Source organism: Neobacillus sp. PVCKKU3 (assembly GCF_058323225.1).
The window spans coordinates 28,486-44,878 of sequence record NZ_JBLVQN010000052.1 but is presented as its reverse complement, the minus strand read 5'-3'; the positions used below and the strand labels follow the sequence as shown (position 1 = coordinate 44,878).

At 43.8% G+C, this 16,393-nt stretch carries 15 protein-coding genes and 2 riboswitches; of the genes, 1 reads left to right on the top strand and 14 read right to left on the bottom strand.

What is annotated here, in order from left to right:
- Positions 1-20 precede the first annotated feature (20 nt).
- From lipA to solA, 10 genes are all read right to left on the bottom strand, one after another.
- Positions 21-899, bottom strand: a complete 879-nt coding sequence (gene lipA / locus ACNQGS_RS25510) for a lipoyl synthase (RefSeq protein ID WP_491489774.1) — start codon at positions 897-899, stop codon at positions 21-23.
- Between the two features lie 126 nt (positions 900-1,025).
- Positions 1,026-2,504 (bottom strand): aminomethyl-transferring glycine dehydrogenase subunit GcvPB, encoded by a 1,479-nt coding sequence (gene gcvPB, locus ACNQGS_RS25505; RefSeq protein WP_491489773.1) that lies wholly within the window; start codon positions 2,502-2,504, stop codon positions 1,026-1,028.
- Positions 2,497-3,849, bottom strand: a complete 1,353-nt coding sequence (gcvPA, locus tag ACNQGS_RS25500) for an aminomethyl-transferring glycine dehydrogenase subunit GcvPA (protein ID WP_491489771.1) — start codon at positions 3,847-3,849, stop codon at positions 2,497-2,499. The genes gcvPB and gcvPA overlap by 8 nt, the downstream gene beginning before the upstream one ends.
- A gap of 1 nt (position 3,850) precedes the next feature.
- Complete coding sequence (gene gcvH, locus ACNQGS_RS25495) at positions 3,851-4,246, bottom strand: glycine cleavage system protein GcvH (RefSeq protein ID WP_423800643.1); 396 nt, start codon at positions 4,244-4,246, stop codon at positions 3,851-3,853.
- 76 nt (positions 4,247-4,322) lie between these two features.
- Complete coding sequence (gcvT, locus tag ACNQGS_RS25490) at positions 4,323-5,435, bottom strand: glycine cleavage system aminomethyltransferase GcvT (protein ID WP_491489770.1); 1,113 nt, start codon at positions 5,433-5,435, stop codon at positions 4,323-4,325.
- Between the two features lie 15 nt (positions 5,436-5,450).
- Positions 5,451-6,332, bottom strand: coding sequence for an L-serine ammonia-lyase, iron-sulfur-dependent, subunit alpha (sdaAA, locus tag ACNQGS_RS25485; RefSeq protein WP_491489769.1), 882 nt, complete (start codon positions 6,330-6,332; stop codon positions 5,451-5,453).
- Positions 6,332-6,850: a serine dehydratase beta chain gene (locus ACNQGS_RS25480; protein ID WP_423800640.1), complete on the bottom strand. Its 519-nt coding sequence runs from the start codon at positions 6,848-6,850 to the stop codon at positions 6,332-6,334. Before ACNQGS_RS25480 ends, sdaAA begins: the two co-directional genes overlap by 1 nt.
- 15 nt (positions 6,851-6,865) lie before the next feature.
- Positions 6,866-8,116 (bottom strand): serine hydroxymethyltransferase, encoded by a 1,251-nt coding sequence (glyA, locus tag ACNQGS_RS25475; RefSeq protein ID WP_491489768.1) that lies wholly within the window; start codon positions 8,114-8,116, stop codon positions 6,866-6,868.
- Between the two features lie 77 nt (positions 8,117-8,193).
- Positions 8,194-8,276, bottom strand: a riboswitch (glycine riboswitch).
- Between the two features lie 3 nt (positions 8,277-8,279).
- A riboswitch (glycine riboswitch) is annotated at positions 8,280-8,384 on the bottom strand.
- A 79-nt stretch (positions 8,385-8,463) separates the two neighbouring features.
- Entirely contained in the window at positions 8,464-8,877 is a 414-nt protein-coding gene (locus tag ACNQGS_RS25470; protein ID WP_213147528.1) for a hypothetical protein, read from the bottom strand.
- Between the two features lie 63 nt (positions 8,878-8,940).
- Positions 8,941-10,107: an N-methyl-L-tryptophan oxidase gene (solA, locus tag ACNQGS_RS25465; RefSeq protein ID WP_491489767.1), complete on the bottom strand. Its 1,167-nt coding sequence runs from the start codon at positions 10,105-10,107 to the stop codon at positions 8,941-8,943.
- Positions 10,108-10,283: 176 nt separating this feature from the next.
- On the opposite strand from solA, the gene ACNQGS_RS25460 reads away from it, so the two are divergent.
- Positions 10,284-11,159, top strand: a complete 876-nt coding sequence (locus ACNQGS_RS25460; RefSeq protein WP_423800637.1) for a LysR family transcriptional regulator — start codon at positions 10,284-10,286, stop codon at positions 11,157-11,159.
- A gap of 239 nt (positions 11,160-11,398) precedes the next feature.
- On the opposite strand, the gene pfkA is transcribed toward ACNQGS_RS25460, so the two are convergent.
- The 4 genes from pfkA to glpX form a co-directional block, all read right to left on the bottom strand.
- Entirely contained in the window at positions 11,399-12,358 is a 960-nt protein-coding gene (pfkA, locus tag ACNQGS_RS25455; protein WP_491489766.1) for a 6-phosphofructokinase, read from the bottom strand.
- Between the two features lie 71 nt (positions 12,359-12,429).
- Positions 12,430-14,430, bottom strand: coding sequence for a transketolase (tkt, locus tag ACNQGS_RS25450; protein ID WP_491489765.1), 2,001 nt, complete (start codon positions 14,428-14,430; stop codon positions 12,430-12,432).
- Positions 14,431-14,461: 31 nt separating this feature from the next.
- On the bottom strand, positions 14,462-15,355 hold the full coding sequence (gene fba / locus ACNQGS_RS25445; RefSeq protein ID WP_378588348.1) for a class II fructose-1,6-bisphosphate aldolase: 894 nt from the start codon (positions 15,353-15,355) through the stop codon (positions 14,462-14,464).
- Between the two features lie 51 nt (positions 15,356-15,406).
- On the bottom strand, positions 15,407-16,339 hold the full coding sequence (gene glpX, locus ACNQGS_RS25440; protein WP_491489776.1) for a class II fructose-bisphosphatase: 933 nt from the start codon (positions 16,337-16,339) through the stop codon (positions 15,407-15,409).
- Between the last annotated feature and the right edge of the window lie 54 nt (positions 16,340-16,393).

Here is a 16,393-nt window from a genome sequence, read left to right as displayed (position 1 = left end):
CTATAGTCCAACGCGATAATTTACACATTCATTTTTATCGCATTAACCTGTTCATCTGCATGATAAGAAGAGCGAACGAGTGGGCCTGCTTCACAATGACTGAACCCTTTTTGCATGGCGATTTCCTTTAATTCGTTGAACTCTTGCGGACTCCAATACTTTTGGACTTTTAAATGTTGTTTTGTCGGCTGCAAATATTGGCCAATTGTAACGATGTCCACATTGTTAGCACGAAGATCGTCCATCGCTTCCATAATTTCTTCTTTTGTTTCGCCAAGACCAATCATAATGCTGGATTTGGTCGGAATGTTTGGGTTTATTTCTTTTGACCTTCTTAAAAACTCGAGCGACCGTTCATATGTAGCGCGGGCACGCACTTTTGGGGTCAAGCGCTTTACCGTTTCAATGTTATGGTTTAATATATCGGGCCTTGCATCCATTAATATTTTTAAATTTTCATATTCTCCATTCATATCGGATGGAAGAACTTCTACACTGCAAAATGGGTTCCGGCGCCGAACTGCACGAACGGTCTCGGCGAAAACGCTCGCGCCTCCATCTTTTAAATCATCTCGGGCAACAGCGGTGATGACAACATGCTTTAAACCCATTTGCTCGACCGATTCAGCTACACGTTCCGGCTCCACCAAATCCAGCTCTGTCGGAAGCCCGGTTTGTACAGCACAGAAACGGCAAGCCCTAGTGCAGACACTTCCTAATATCATAAATGTTGCGGTTCTTCTTACAGCCCAACATTCATGAATGTTAGGGCATTTCGCCTCTTCACAGACTGTATGAAGCTTTTTTTCACGCATCATTTTCTTTAAACCGGTATATTGTTCATTCGTATTTAATTTAATTTTAAGCCAATCAGGTTTGCGAACGTGTTCCACAGTCATTTCATCTACTCCCATGAACGAATCGAGTCAAAAATTGATTCAGTTTGTTTAAAACCACCACGAATGAAAGTAATGACAATCCGCCTCTTTTCATACGTGGTGGCCTATTTTTTTAACTATGAACGGTTAAGATTTTACAGTTTCTTTGCTTGCTTCCTTTTTATAGCGCAAGATTGGCTGCCTTGCCGCCTGTACCTCATCCAATCGTCCAATCACGGTTGTATGCGGGGCCTCCAGCACCACGCCAGGATTTTCTTCTACTTCTTTAGCAATTTGAATCATCACATCAGCAAAAGCATCCAATGTTTCTTTTGACTCTGTTTCTGTCGGTTCAATCATCAGGCATTCTTCTACATTCAACGGGAAGTAGATGGTAGGCGGATGATAGCCGAAATCAAGCAGGCGTTTAGCCATATCAAGAGTCCTGACACCAAGCTTTTTCTGTTTGGATCCCGATAAAACAAATTCGTGCTTACAAACTTGTGAATATGGAGCCTCAAAATACGGTTCAAGTTTCTTGCGAAGATAATTCGCATGAAGCACAGCGCTTTCCGATACTTGACGCAATCCTTCTGGCCCCATTGTCCGAATATAGGTATACGCGCGGACAAGAATGCCAAAATTCCCATAATAGCCTTTTACCCTGCCGATTGACAAGGGCTGATTCGTATCCAGCACATAGCGGTCACCGTCTTTGTCAACACGCGGTACAGGCAGGAACGGAATCAATTTCTTCTTAACACCGACCGGACCCGCGCCAGGACCTCCGCCTCCATGAGGGGTTGTAAAAGTTTTATGAAGATTTAAATGGACAATGTCAAAGCCCATTTTGCCTGGAGTCGTTTTCCCTAAAATCGCATTCGCATTGGCTCCATCGTAATACAATAACCCACCTGCTTCATGGACAATCTTGGCAATATCCAGGATTTCTTTTTCAAATAATCCAAGTGTATTCGGGTTTGTCAGCATTAATGCAGCTGTGTCACCATTGACATGTTTCTTTAATTCTTCGAGGTCAACCAACCCATCTTTATTTGATGGAATGGTTACCGTTTTAAAACCAGCAACGGTTGCACTGGCAGGGTTGGTTCCATGGGCAGAGTCAGGAACAAGTACCTTTGTTCTCTTTTCACCCTTTTGCTCATGATAAGCTTTTACCATCATCAACCCGGTCCATTCGCCTTGAGCACCGGCAGAAGGCTGCAGTGTAACGGCATCCATTCCGGTAATGACAGCTAATTCTTCCTGCAATTCATATAGAAGCCTAAGGGCGCCTTGTACGGTTTCAACCGGCTGATAAGGATGAATGCGGCTAAAGCCGTCAAACCGTGCCACATCTTCGTTAATTTTTGGATTGTATTTCATTGTACAAGAACCAAGCGGATAGAAACCATTATCAACCCCGTGATTTTTATTCGAAAGTGCTGTATAATGGCGTACCAGCTGAAGCTCAGATACTTCCGGCAGCTCCGCTGCATCTTGACGGATCAAATGCGCAGGAAGCAGTTCTTGCAAATCAACTTTTTCAACATCGCTTGCCGGAAGGCTGGCACCAACACGGCCAGAGCGACTGATTTCAAAGATTAACTCACTATACTCAACCATTTACAACTGCCTCCAATACATTGATAAATTGGTCAATCTCCTCTTTTGTCCGCTGCTCAGTTACAGCAATCAGCATTTGATTTTCGAACCCGTACTCACTTCCCAAATCAAACCCGCCAATGATGCCCGCTTCAAGAAGCTTCGCATTTACTTGCTTGACCGGAAGCGGCAGCTCAACGATAAATTCATTAAAGAATGGTGCCTGATTTTCAATAATAAATCCTTTTTCTTTTAACCGTTTGGCCATATAAGCAGCTTTCTCAATGTTCAGCTGGGCCATGTCACGAATCCCTTGTTTTCCAAGTGCCGACATACAAATGGCAGAAGCAAGGGCATTCAATGCCTGATTGGAACAGATATTGGAGGATGCTTTGTCACGGCGAATATGCTGCTCCCGTGCTTGCAGGGTCAACACAAAGCCGCGTTTCCCTTGATCATCTGACGTTTGCCCGACAATCCGGCCCGGGACTTTACGCATCAACTTTTTATCAACGGCAAAGTAACCACAATGCGGACCGCCAAAGGACATTGGGATTCCTAATGGCTGCATATCACCGATCACAATATCCGCCCCGAGATTTCCCGGTGCCTCCAAGAGTGCCAGCGCAAGCGGGTTAGCACTGACAATAAACAGAGCCCCTTTTGCCGCTGCAATTTTCTTCAATTCCGCTAAATCTTCAATCGAACCAAAGAAATTTGGGTATTGGACAATCACAGCCGCAGTGGTTTGGTCTACTTGTTCCTCAAGCTGCTTTAAGTCTGTTACATCACCATCAAGACGAGTTTCTTCCATTATATATGTCTGTCCCACAGCTACCGTTTTCAGAACGGCGCGGGATTCAGGATGAACCGCCTGTGACACAATTACTTTAGTGCGCTTCGTATGAGCAACTGCAAGAGAGGCTGCTTCAGCCAATGAAGTAAAGCCATCGTACATCGAAGAATTGGCTACATCCATTCCTGTCAGTTCACATACCATTGTTTGAAATTCAAAGATCGCCTGCAGTTCACCCTGGCTGATTTCCGGCTGATAGGGTGTATAGGCTGTATAAAATTCAGAGCGGGATATCATGTGATTCACTACACTTGGGATGTAATGGTCATAGGTTCCTGCACCAAGAAACGTCGGGTATTGATTTGCATTTATATTTTGCCCAGCAAGCTGCTGCATTTTTTTCAACAGAAGCGGTTCAGGAACTGCTTCCGGTATATTTAGCTCACCATCGAGACGAATCTCCGCCGGTAAATCCTCGAATAACGCTTCCACAGACGAAACATTTAACAATTCAAGCATTTCCGCTTGATCTTCTTTTGTATCAGGAAGGTATCGATAAGTCGCTGTCATCCTATTCCTCTCCTTCATTAATAAATGCCTGGTACTCAGCCTCATTTAAAAGGGATTCTAATTCTTCTGGATTGGACAATTCTACCTCTACCAGCCAGCCGGCATCATATGGTTGTTCATTGATCGTCTCAGGAGCGCTTTCCAGTTCCTCATTGACACTTACAACTGTACCGGATACAGGTGAGTAAATATCAGAAACTGCTTTAACCGACTCAATTGTCCCGATTGTTTCGTTAGCCGTTAATTCATCGCCTTCTGCTGGATTCTCAACGAAAACGATATCCCCCAACTGGTGCTGTGCATAATCAGAGATTCCGATTCGCACACGATTTTCACCCAATAATAATACCCACTCATGCTCCTTGCTATATAAAAGGTTTGCTGTCGCGTTTGTCATATGAATCCTTCCTTCCACCCTAGTTTTCAAAATTTAGTCATTCCTGTAAAACCAATCAATCTCGGAAAAAATGAACCTAACTCTTTTTATAAAAAGGTGTTTTCACAACAACTGCCTCAATTTGCTTATTGCGAATTTCCACCTTAACCTGAGTTCCAACTGTTGCAAACTCTGCGCTTAAAAGGGCAAGGCCTAAACTTTTCTTCAATGTCGGGGAATGGGTTCCCGATGTAATGAAGCCGATTTCCTCTCCGCCTTCAGAAAATACTTTATAGCCATGCCGCGGGATTCCTCTCCCTGTCACTTCGATTCCGACTATTTTTCGTTTTAATCCTTCTTCTTTTTGCTTAGCAAGTACTTCCTTACCTATAAATGCTGATTCTTTGTTTGTTTTTACGGCAAATCCAATGCCTGATTCGAGCGGTCCGATGTCGCTGGAAAGCTCTTGACCATACAGTGCCAAGCGGGCTTCAAAGCGAAGTGTATCCCGGGCCCCAAGTCCGCAAGGCTTTAAGCCATCTTCTGTTCCTGCATCTAAGAGCCTCTCCCAAAGCGCTTCCACTTTGTCTGCCGCTAAATAAAGCTCAAATCCGTCCTCCCCCGTATAGCCGGTGCGCGAGACTAGTACACCAGAGATCCCGGAAACCGTGACATGATCAGCAAAATGGAAAAAGCCAATTTCCGCTAAATTTGTATCGGTTACTTTTTGTAAAATTTTTTCGGCTTTTGGACCTTGAATGGCAAGCTGGGCAGTGTCAGAAGAAATATTTGTTAAGGCTACATTCCCTTGTGCCTGCTGTTTCATCCACTCGTAATCTTTTTCAATATTTGCCGCATTAATCACAAGCAGATACTTTTCACTCGCTAACTTGTAAACTAGTAAATCATCGACTGTTCCGCCGTCCGGATAACACATTGCCGTATACTGTGCCTGGTTGATCTGAAGCTTGGCTACATCGTTTGTTACTAGGTAATTAATATAGCTCTCAGCATCTTTTCCTTCTACAAGAACCTCACCCATATGTGAAACATCGAACAGGCCTGCCTCGTTACGGACTGCCTCATGTTCTTCTAAAATTCCAGAAAATTGAACCGGAAGCTCCCAGCCTCCAAAATCAATGACCTTTGCGCCGTACTTTTTATAAGTTTCAAAAAGCGGTGTCCGCTTTAATACTGTATCTGTACTCATCTGAGCCCCTCCGTCTTATGTGTTTCTGCAAAGTAACCGATCCTTTAATTTTATTCCCGTGTCCGTCATCGCTAGGCCGCCGAGTGCCGTTTCCCTTAGTGTACGCGGCATTTCCTTGCCTATTTTGTACATTGCCTCAATGACTTCATCACATGGGATCCGGCTTTCAATTCCAGCAAGCGACAGGTCGGCTGCTGAAAAGGCAATCGAAGTGCCGATCACGTTTCGCTTAATGCAAGGAACTTCTACGAGACCGGCGACTGGGTCACATACTAACCCTAAAAGGGATTTCATCGCGATTGCGGTGGCGTTTACGACCTGCTCTGGTGTCCCGCCCTTTAATTCAACAATTGCCCCTGCCGCCATTGCGGTGGCCGAACCAACCTCCGCTTGGCATCCTCCTGCCGCTCCAGAGATAAAGGAGCGGTTGGCAATCACATATCCGAGTGCACTTGCGGTAAACAAACCCATGACTAAATCCCGATAGGAGGTGTCGTCATTCTTTCGCAGTGAAAATAAAACCCCCGGTAAAATACCGGCTGCCCCGGCCGTTGGCGTCGCCACAATCACGCCCATCCGTGCATTGCTTTCAGATGTTGCCATTGAGAACGTCATGGCATCGTTAATATATGGACCTGATAAGCCCTTCCCGTTATTTACATATTCGCTCATCTTGACGGCATCACCGCCGGAAATACCGCTTGGTGCCGGGGAAGCATCCACTACACCGGTCTCCACTGCTTGCTTCATTTTAATTAACCGCTTTGCCATCATATCGATGATCGTCTCTTTGTCACGGCCTGATTTTTCCATTTCCACCATCAGCATCATGTCGCCAACTGTTTTCCGTTCACGGTTACAAAGTTCAAGAAGCTCGTTCATTGACCGAAAATCCATCATACACCCTCCAAGATCGCTTCATGAAAAGGATTGGAACGAAATTTTGCTGCGATTTCTGAAAAATCATCACTTGTGCTTAATCGAATATCAACTATTTCATCATCAATCATAAAGATTTTTGATAAACCGCCGCCTAATGATACACCGCCTACTTTAACAAAATGGCCCGCACGTCTTGCCCTAATAACAGTTGTATTTGGATGATCGTAATAAGGACAGCGATCTTCAAATTTAAATTCATAGTGAAGCCCGTATCGTTTAGTTAATTCAACCGCATATCTAATTCTGGTATCATCTGTGTTCATCCCAAGCAGACCGCCAAGAAGCGCCTTATCCGTTCCGTGTCCCTGGTATGTTTCGGAGAACGAATCATAGAAAGTAATATCCGCCCTTTGCGGGGACCCTCCAAGCAACTCATAAACAAATTTCCCAATTGATACAACACCGGCGGTATGAGAACTTGATGGCCCAACCATAATTGGGCCGATGATGTCAAAACAGCTTTGATACTCCATTAAGCTACCCCTTTCTTACACAGTGATTGGCTGTTGAAATAATGGAAATCTCCCGCAAATTGCTTTTGTTGTCTTTCTCCCCTGTTCGATTACGGCTAAATCTCCTTTGCTCTTAAGAACGGCTGCGATCACTTTTGCGATTTGCACCATTTCCTCTTGTTTCATTCCACGTGTTGTTAACGCGGCTGTTCCCATGCGGATTCCGCTTGTCACAAACGGGCTTTGCGGGTCGTATGGAATGGTGTTTTTGTTAACTGTTATCCCGACTTCTTCAAGCAATTTCTCTGCTTCTTTTCCTGTTAAATCCCATGGACGCACATCCAGGAGCACAATATGGTTATCAGTCCCGCCGGATACAAGCGCTGCCCCTTCCTGCTTTAGCGCCTCTCCCAGTGCAGCTGAATTTTCTATAATTTGTTTGGCATATTCCTTAAAGCTTGGCTGCAATGCTTCATTGAAAGCAACTGCCTTAGCTGCAATAATATGCATAAGCGGCCCGCCCTGAATTCCCGGAAAAACAGCTTTATTAATTTTTTTTATGATTTCTTCATCGTTTGTTAAAATCACTCCGCCTCGTGGGCCGCGCAATGTTTTATGCGTAGTGCTGGTCACAACATCCGCATATGGAACCGGAGAAGGATGGAGACCTGCAGCAACAAGTCCGGCAATATGTGCCATATCAACCATCAGTTTTGCGCCAACCTGATCGGCGATTTCTCTAAATCTCGCAAAATCAATCACTCTCGGATAAGCGCTCGTACCGGCGATAATTAATTTTGGTTGTTCTCTTTTCGCAACTTCTTCCAGCTCATCGTAATCAATCAGGTGATTGTCTTCTCTTACCCCATAAGAAACGACATCGAACCATTTTCCTGACATTGCTACCGGACTGCCGTGAGTTAAATGGCCGCCATGCGATAAATTCATCCCCATAATCTTATCGCCTGGTTGAAGCAGGGCGAAAAACACAGCAGTATTGGCCTGGGCACCGGAGTGAGGCTGGACATTAGCAAATTTGGCGCCGAATAATTTAGTTAACCGTTCAATCGCTGCCTGTTCTGCGACATCCACAAATTCACAGCCGCCATAATAGCGCTTACCTGGATAACCCTCGGCATACTTGTTCGTCATCACGCTTCCCATTGCTTCCAAAACATCAGGGCTGACAAAGTTTTCTGATGCTATTAATTCCAAGGTATGAAGCTGGCGGTTTTTCTCACTTTCAATCGCCTCAAAAATTGTTAAATCGTTTTGTTGTAAACTCATTGATCATTCCTCCACTTCTCCATAATTGCTTTAAAAAAAACAAAAAAGGACAGAAAAGGGGTGTAGAATCATCCCTTCTCTGTCCTTTTACCTGAGAGTTAAACTCCAATATTTATGGAGCATTCTCCTTTGGTGGCATTTTCAAATACGCTCTCCAGAGGTGCGTCCTGTTATGGTTCTTTTACCTGAGAGATTGGTTCCAAGGGTTTTTTTGGAACTTGCTCCTTCGGTGGTAGATGTAGATAATACACTCTCCCACAACAATCATCCGCTCTATTCAATTTTATTATTTTCAGAATAATCATTCTGTTTGTAATTGTCAATGCTTTTTAAAATAAGTTTGTTTATTACAAATAAGTAGGATTTGCTTCTACATTTTTGAAGTAAACCACTTCGCCATCACTTTCACCATCGAAAATAACCGTTGTATTAGGCGAGAAGACTAATACGTCCCCTACTTCTGCCACATATTTATTTCCTTCTACATCGCGGACAACCATTTTACCTTTGGTCACAACTTTAATTTCGATAAACGTAAATTCTGCAGAATAATCAACCGAAGGCTGTAGTGCATAATAACCCATTGTTAATACTTGTTTTTTATCTGTAATCGGCACATCAAGGATTTGCCCCTTTAACTCAGGTGTTCCCCGCAATACGCTTAATTCATTTAATTTATAGGTTCCTGCTTTAATTAATTGAATGCCCGGTTTTGCATCTAAATACGTTAATTGGCTTTGTGTTAATGTTTTTTCGCTCATTTTTGCACCTCTAAATTTATTATTTTTTTTATTGTTCTAGGATAATGGCAATTTAATAATCTATTAGATCTTTGCTTTCTGTTTTAAAGCAGGGCGATTGATAGAGAAAAGAGAAATATCATGTTCAGTTTTGCCAGTTGTCACTAGTTGGCTTAACGTTTCACCAACAACACTTGAGAATTTAAATCCATGGCCGGAGAAGCCTGCTGCGATTGCCACATTGGAGTACTGCGGATGCAAATCAATCACAAAATGTTCATCAGGTGTTTTGGTGTACATGCAAACTGCCCCTCTTTTAAGAGTTCCAGTAGCACCCGGCATGTATTCTTCTAGGAATCTGCGAATATTTCCTTCATCCTCCGTATAGATCCCAAATTCACGATTAATTGTATCTGGGTCGATTTTTTGACCGAAAGTATGGTATCCTATTTTCAAACCGCAGCCGCTGAAGCTTGGGAACCCGTAATAGATGCCTGTCGGTACTTCAACCATGAAGGCCGGGAAACCATGGGTATTGCTATACTGTGATTCTTCGCATTCGAAGAACCCAACAACTTGGCGGTAAGGCTGTAACGGAATATCAATATTTAATTTTGATAGAAGTTTGCTGTTCCAAGCCCCCATGCTCAAAATCAACTTACTGCCGGTAAAGGAACCAAATTCAGTTTGGATTTTGACAGAGTCCTCGGAAATCTCAAAATCCTCAACCCTTGTATGTGTTAACACTTTTGCACCATTTGCTTCAGCTAGCTCGCGATAGGCGCGAATGCAATTTTCACTGAATAAGACGCCGGAGTTTTTTTCATAGATTGCGTTAAAGTTTTCAGGGACGGTTACTCCAGGCCAGCGCTGATGAATTTCTTCGCCTTCTAGTAAATCAACATCCAACCCATGAATGTTAGCAGCTTCGATCGTTTCAGCAACGAAGTCAGATTCACCTTTAGGTCCAAATACTAAAACACCGGTTTTTGTAAAAATCTTATGATGTGTTTCTCTTTCAAGTTCATACCATAACTCTTGGGCTCTTAAGGCAAACGGTACATACTCCCGTCCTTCACCATAGGCATGGCGGATAATCCGTGTGTCACCATGATGGCTGCCATTCGTATGAGGCGGATCAAATGCATCTACCAATAATGTTTTCACACCCTGTTTGGCCAGGTAGTAACCTGCTGCCATTCCCATCGATCCTGCGCCAACTACAATTACATCAAAGTCTTTTTTGCTCATCGTTTCTGCTCTCCTTTTTCAATAATTTAAATTTTCTTAATTCTTTAATAACATCTTACGACCTTTCTGCCATCATGTAAAATGATTAAAAGAGATACTATCTATCTCTATTAGAAATATTATCTCTATTAGCAATGTGGTAATAGGAATAACAGATTGATACGGGGGGAATAGCCATGGAAATTAAGGATTTGCGGATCTTTCAAAAGGTAGCTGAATTCGGAAGCATTTCAAAGGCCGCCAAAAGCTTAAATTATGTTCAATCCTATGTAACCGTAAGGATCAGGCAGTTGGAGGAAGAACTTCAAACCGAGTTATTTCACCGCTCAAGCCGCGGCATGGTTATCAATTCGGAAGGAAAAAAACTATTGTTTTATGCTCAAAAAATTATTTCCATGGTCGATGAGATGTTAAAAGTGGTTCAAGACTCGGATAACCCGGTTGGGACCCTTGAAATAGGCACTGTTGAGACATTATACAAACTTCCACTGATTCTATCCGCCTATCACAAGAAATATCCCAACATTGACTTGTCTCTTGTAAGTGGTGTAACAGAGGATCTAGTCGAGGATATTCTCAGCTATAAACTGGACGGAGCATTTGTAACAGGAAATTTTAATCATCCACAAATTGCTCAATATGAAGTCTTTGAAGAGGAGTTGGTTTTAATCTCCAACCAGGAAGAGGTTCCTTTTGAGGAATTAAAAAACAAGCCGCTCCTTGTTTTCAAACAAGGGTGCAGCTACCGTTCAAAATTGGAGGGCTGGGTCCGCGATGAGGGAAGAATCAATGCAAAAATCATGGAATTTGGCACTTGGGAGACGATTTTGGGCAGTGTAATAGCCGGTTTGGGGATTACGATTATCCCAAAATCTACGGTTAGTCTCTTGGAGGCAGATGGGGTTGTTCGAATCTATCATATTCCCGAAAAATACTCCAAAATCACAACGGTTTTTATTCGCCGGGCAGATTCATTCCTGACAAATACAATGCAGAAATTTATCGAAACAATCCAAAATGTTAGTGATCAAGAAAAAAAGGTAGAAGTATAAATATAGTCGCGAGCGTAATCCCCCTGCATAACGGAAGAGGGATTACGCTAGTTTACAAGATATAGAGTGTTCAGCTAAGATTTTTTTCCGATTCGATTGTTCTTGATGATGAATCATAATTTTTATATCCTGGAATTCACTTTTTCCACATATACCGCAAATCGATTCTTTTGAATAGAGCGTTCTGCAATGAATGCAATATTTTTTTTCCAATATGGCCACTCTCCTATTCTTTTTCCTTAAATAGAAAGGCTTCTAGCTAATTCGTAAATGGAAAGATCGACCTTGTGTCGGTCTTTTTCTATCTCCGCAAAGGTTGTATGGGTTAGTTGGCCATTTTTCACCCCTACCATTACACCTTTTTTCCCCTCTATGATTAAATCAACGGCTAGTGCCCCCATTTGGCTGCTCATCATTCGATCATAGGCGCTTGGAGAACCCCCTCGTTGAATATGCCCTAGTATGGTAACCTTTGTTTCAAATCCGGTTTTTTCTTGAATTTCTTTCCCCATTTGCAGCCCTTTGCCAACACCCTCTGCCACTACAATAATGCTGTGTCTTTTTCCGCGCTGATGCCCCTGCTTGATCCGATCAATCACATCTTCCAAATCATAGTCGGCTTCTGGGATAATGATAGACTCCGCCCCGCCGCACACACCTGCCCATAAGGCAATATCCCCTGCACCACGACCCATCACCTCAATGACATACGTGCGTTCATGGGAAAATGCTGTATCGCGAATTTTATCGATTGCTTGAACAGCTGTATTTACGGCCGTATCGAATCCAATCGAATAGTCTGTCCCTGCGATATCATTATCAATCGAGCCCGGAATACCAACCGTCGGGAAACCTAACTCTGTTAATTTTCTTGCACCCCTGAAAGAACCATCCCCGCCAATGATAATTAATCCCTCAATCTCGTTTTCTCTTAATCTTTGAATTGCCTGCTGCTGTACGATTGTGTCCTTGAATTCCTCACACCTGGATGTTTTTAAGATGGTGCCGCCCCGATGAATAATATCCCCTACACTTCCTAAGCTCATTTGAGTGAAATCGCCCTCAATCAGGCCTTTGTAACCATTTACCACCCCATACACATTTAATCCCTTGTGTATCCCTCTGCGAACAACAGCACGAATGGCTGTATTCATTCCAGGTGCATCCCCGCCGCTCGTTAATACCGCTATCTTTTTCATGCAAAACCCTCCATAAAAAGGGCAGATTCAAAAGCTTGAAGTCTGCCCTTATCCAAATTGTTCATAGAACCTTATAGAAGCGCTTTAAACTGGGAAACAATATTCTTAACGGTAAATCCATATTCCTCCAGTATTCTCTCGGATGGTGCTGAAGCGCCGAATTTGTCTGCAGCAATGACGCTTCCGCAATCACCAACGTATTTATGCCAGCCCAAGGAAGCCCCCATTTCAATTGCAAGCCGCACGGGAATATTTTTTGGGAGCACACTTTCTTTATATTCCTGCGATTGCTTTTCAAAGCGATCCCAGCTTGGCATGCTTACCACAGAAACACGAATTCCCTCTTTTTCAAGTGCCTTTTGCGCCTCAATGGCAAGCGGTACCTCTGAACCGGATGCGAGTAAAAGCCCATCCATATTTTTCGATTTAGAAACAACATAGGCTCCCTTTTTAACACCTTCATAGGCTGTCTTAGCATCAACGATTGTTGGCAAATCTTGACGTGAAAGGATAAGCGCTGTCGGTTCTTGTGTACTTTCTATTGCAAGCTTCCACGCTGCGGCTGTTTCGTTTCCGTCTGCCGGGCGGATCGTTGAAAGTCCGGGCATCGCCCGTAAGGATGCCAATTGTTCAATCGGTTCGTGCGTTGGACCGTCCTCCCCGACGGCAATGCTGTCATGTGTGAATACATAGATGACCGGCACTTTCATTAGCGCAGAAAGACGGATGGCCGGGCGCAGGTAGTCAGAAAAAACGAAGAAGGTTGCTCCGAATACCTTTACGCCGCCATGCAGTGCCATGCCATTTACAGCTGCACCCATTCCAAACTCGCGTACTCCAAACCAAATGTTTCTTCCGCTATAATCTGCTGCACTAAAGTTTCCTTCACCTTTCAACAAGGTCTTATTGGAAGATGACAAATCGGCCGAGCCGCCAAATAATTGCGGAACTCTTTTCGCAAGAGCGTTTAACACCTCTCCGCCTGAAGAACGAGTTGCAAGCGTATCTTTGCCAACTTGATATTGCGGAACATCCTCATCCCAGCCTTCAGGAAGCTGCCCGCTAATGGCAGATCTTAATTCGTTTGCAAGAGAGGGGAAGGCTTTCTCATACTTGGCAAACAAGTTATTCCAAGCCTGTTCCTTCTTCCCGGATGCCTCTTCCAGCTCCTTAAAATACAGTCTTACATCTTCTGGGATATAAAAATCCTCTTCACATTCCCAGTTGTATTGCCCTTTTACAAGTTTTATTTCTTCTTTCCCAAGCGGGGCACCATGAGAAGCAGACTTGCCGCCTTTATTAGGAGAACCATAACCAATGGTTGTTTTCACTTCGATTAAGGTTGGCTGTTCTTGATTAGCCTTAGCAGCAGCTAACGCTCCCGCTATTTTCTCAACATCATTCCCATCTTCGACCCGCAATACTTGCCAGCCGTATGCTTCGAAACGCTCCTGAACGCTTTCACTAAATGACATATGGAGATCGCCGTCAAGGGAAATATCATTTGAATCATATAACACAATTAAACGGCCAAGTTTCAAATGACCGGCAAGTGAAGCTGCTTCGGCTGATACACCTTCCATCAAATCCCCATCACCACAAATACTATAGGTGCAGTGGTCAACCACATTGAAATCAGGGCGATTATACACGGATGCCAAATGTCTTTCTGCCATCGCCATCCCGACGGCCATTGCAACTCCCTGCCCAAGCGGTCCCGTTGTAGCATCCACTCCAGCGGTATGGCCAAATTCAGGATGCCCAGGTGTTTTACTTTGCCATTGGCGGAAATTTTTTAAGTCATCCAAAGACAAATCATAACCTGTTAAATGCAATAAGCTATATAACAGCATCGATCCATGGCCTGCGGATAAGACAAAACGATCACGGTTAAACCAGGCTGGATTTTTTGGATTATAATTCATAAACTTCGTCCAAAGGGTGTAAGCCATCGGCGCAGCACCCATCGGCATACCGGGATGGCCTGTTCCGGCTTTTTCAATTGCATCAATGCTTAGCGTTCTAATCGTGTTAATGGCTAGCAAATCCAAATCTACCTTTTGCTCAATCATCATGCTTCCCCTTTCTCCCTAAATTGGCCCCTTAGTTTGTCACCAAGCAGGCTTCCGCGTGCTGAGCTTTTCCTGAAGAACCGAATTCACGCATTTTGCCTTTCACTGTATCTTTAATGGCTTCACGTGCAGGTCCCAAGAATTTGCGTGGGTCGTATTCTTTTGGCTTCGCACTTAATACTTCACGAACTGCTTTTGTAGCTGAAATTTGACTTTCTGTATTGACATTAATTTTGGCAGTCCCAAGCGAAATCGCTCTTTGTATGTCCTTTGTCGGAATTCCGGTACCGCCATGAAGAACAAGCGGAACACCCGTTAGTTCTTTCACTTCCTTCATCCGGTCAAAACCTAGTCTTGGCTCACCTTTATATGGGCCGTGGACGGAACCTAACGCCGGTGCAAAGCAGTCTACGCCAGTTTCGCGGACCAATTGATCACATTCAGCAGGGATTGCATACATCGCATCGGCGTCTTCAACGCTTAAATCGTCCTCTTGCCCGCCAATTCGGCCAAGCTCAGCCTCAACCGATACGCCTACAGCATGTGCCACTTCCACTACCCTTTTTGTTAATTCAATATTCTTCTCAAGCGGATAGTGCGAGCCATCGAACATAACAGAAGTAAATCCGGCATGAATGGCTTTAATACACATTTCAAGACTTGGACCATGATCAAGATGAATCGCGACTGGTACTGTCACCTTATAGGCTTCCATCAATTCCTTCACCATCGTAACAATCAGCTTAAATCCGCCCATATATTTGGCAGCGCCTTCGGATACGCCTAGAATGACTGGTGAATTTTCCTCTTGGGCTGCTTGTAAAATGGCCTGCGTAAACTCCAGATTATTAATATTAAACTGTCCAACTGCGTAATGGTTTTCTTTAGCATGAATCAGCATTTCTTTCATTGAAACTAATGGCATCTTATTTCCTCTCCTTTTTTCAATTCATTTTTTTCAACTAGCAAAAAAATTTTATTTCCAGAACGAATGGTATGCTTCCACCAACTGATATCTTTCACTTACTCCTTTGCCGGTAATGAACGAATGAGTTAGCATTAAACCATTTTCTTTCTTCTTTACACCCCGCATTAGCATCCCATCTGTAATGCCGGTTGCAGCAAAAAAGCAATCATCTGATTGGACCATTTCATCTAATGTGAAGACCTGTTCCGGATCTTGGATTCCCATCTTTATACAGCGATTAAATTCTTCCTGATTTTGCGGGGCCAGCTGACCTTGGAAATCGCCTCCCAAGCATTTCAAAGCAGTGGCAGCAATGACTCCCTCCGGAGCCCCCCCTGTACCTACTAAAATATCAATACCTAATTCATCAATGGCTGTAGCAATTGCCGCGGTGACGTCTCCATCGGGGAATAGCTTCACTCTCGCTCCGACATCAAAGACCTGTTTCATTAAGTGGTCATGACGCGGTCGATCTTGAATCATGACAGTTAATTCTGATAAATCCTTTCCTAAGGCCTTTGCGACGGAAATCATATTTTCTGTTAAAGAAGCCTGAATGTTAATATGACCTTTCGCCTTTGGCCCGACAGCCAGTTTTTTCATGTACATATCCGGTGCATGTAAAAGACTTCCCCTCGTTGCTACCGCAAGAACTGTGATTGAGTTTTCCTGCCCCTTCGCCAAAAAGGTTGTTCCTTCCACTGGATCAACGGCAATATCAACCAATGGACCCTGGCCTGTCCCTAGCTCTTCGTTAATATAAAGCATTGGGGCTTCGTCCATTTCCCCTTCACCAATCACAACCCGCCCGCTCATTTCAATGAGATTCATGCGTTTACGCATCGCCTCTGTTCCAGCGTGGTCGGCATCATGTTTATTGCCTTTTCCAATCCAAGGATAGGCAGCAATCGCTGCTTGTTGTGCGACAGAAAGAAAATCCATTGCCAGGGTTTGAACTCCTTCTTTTACAACACTACTAGTACCCAAAACATCACC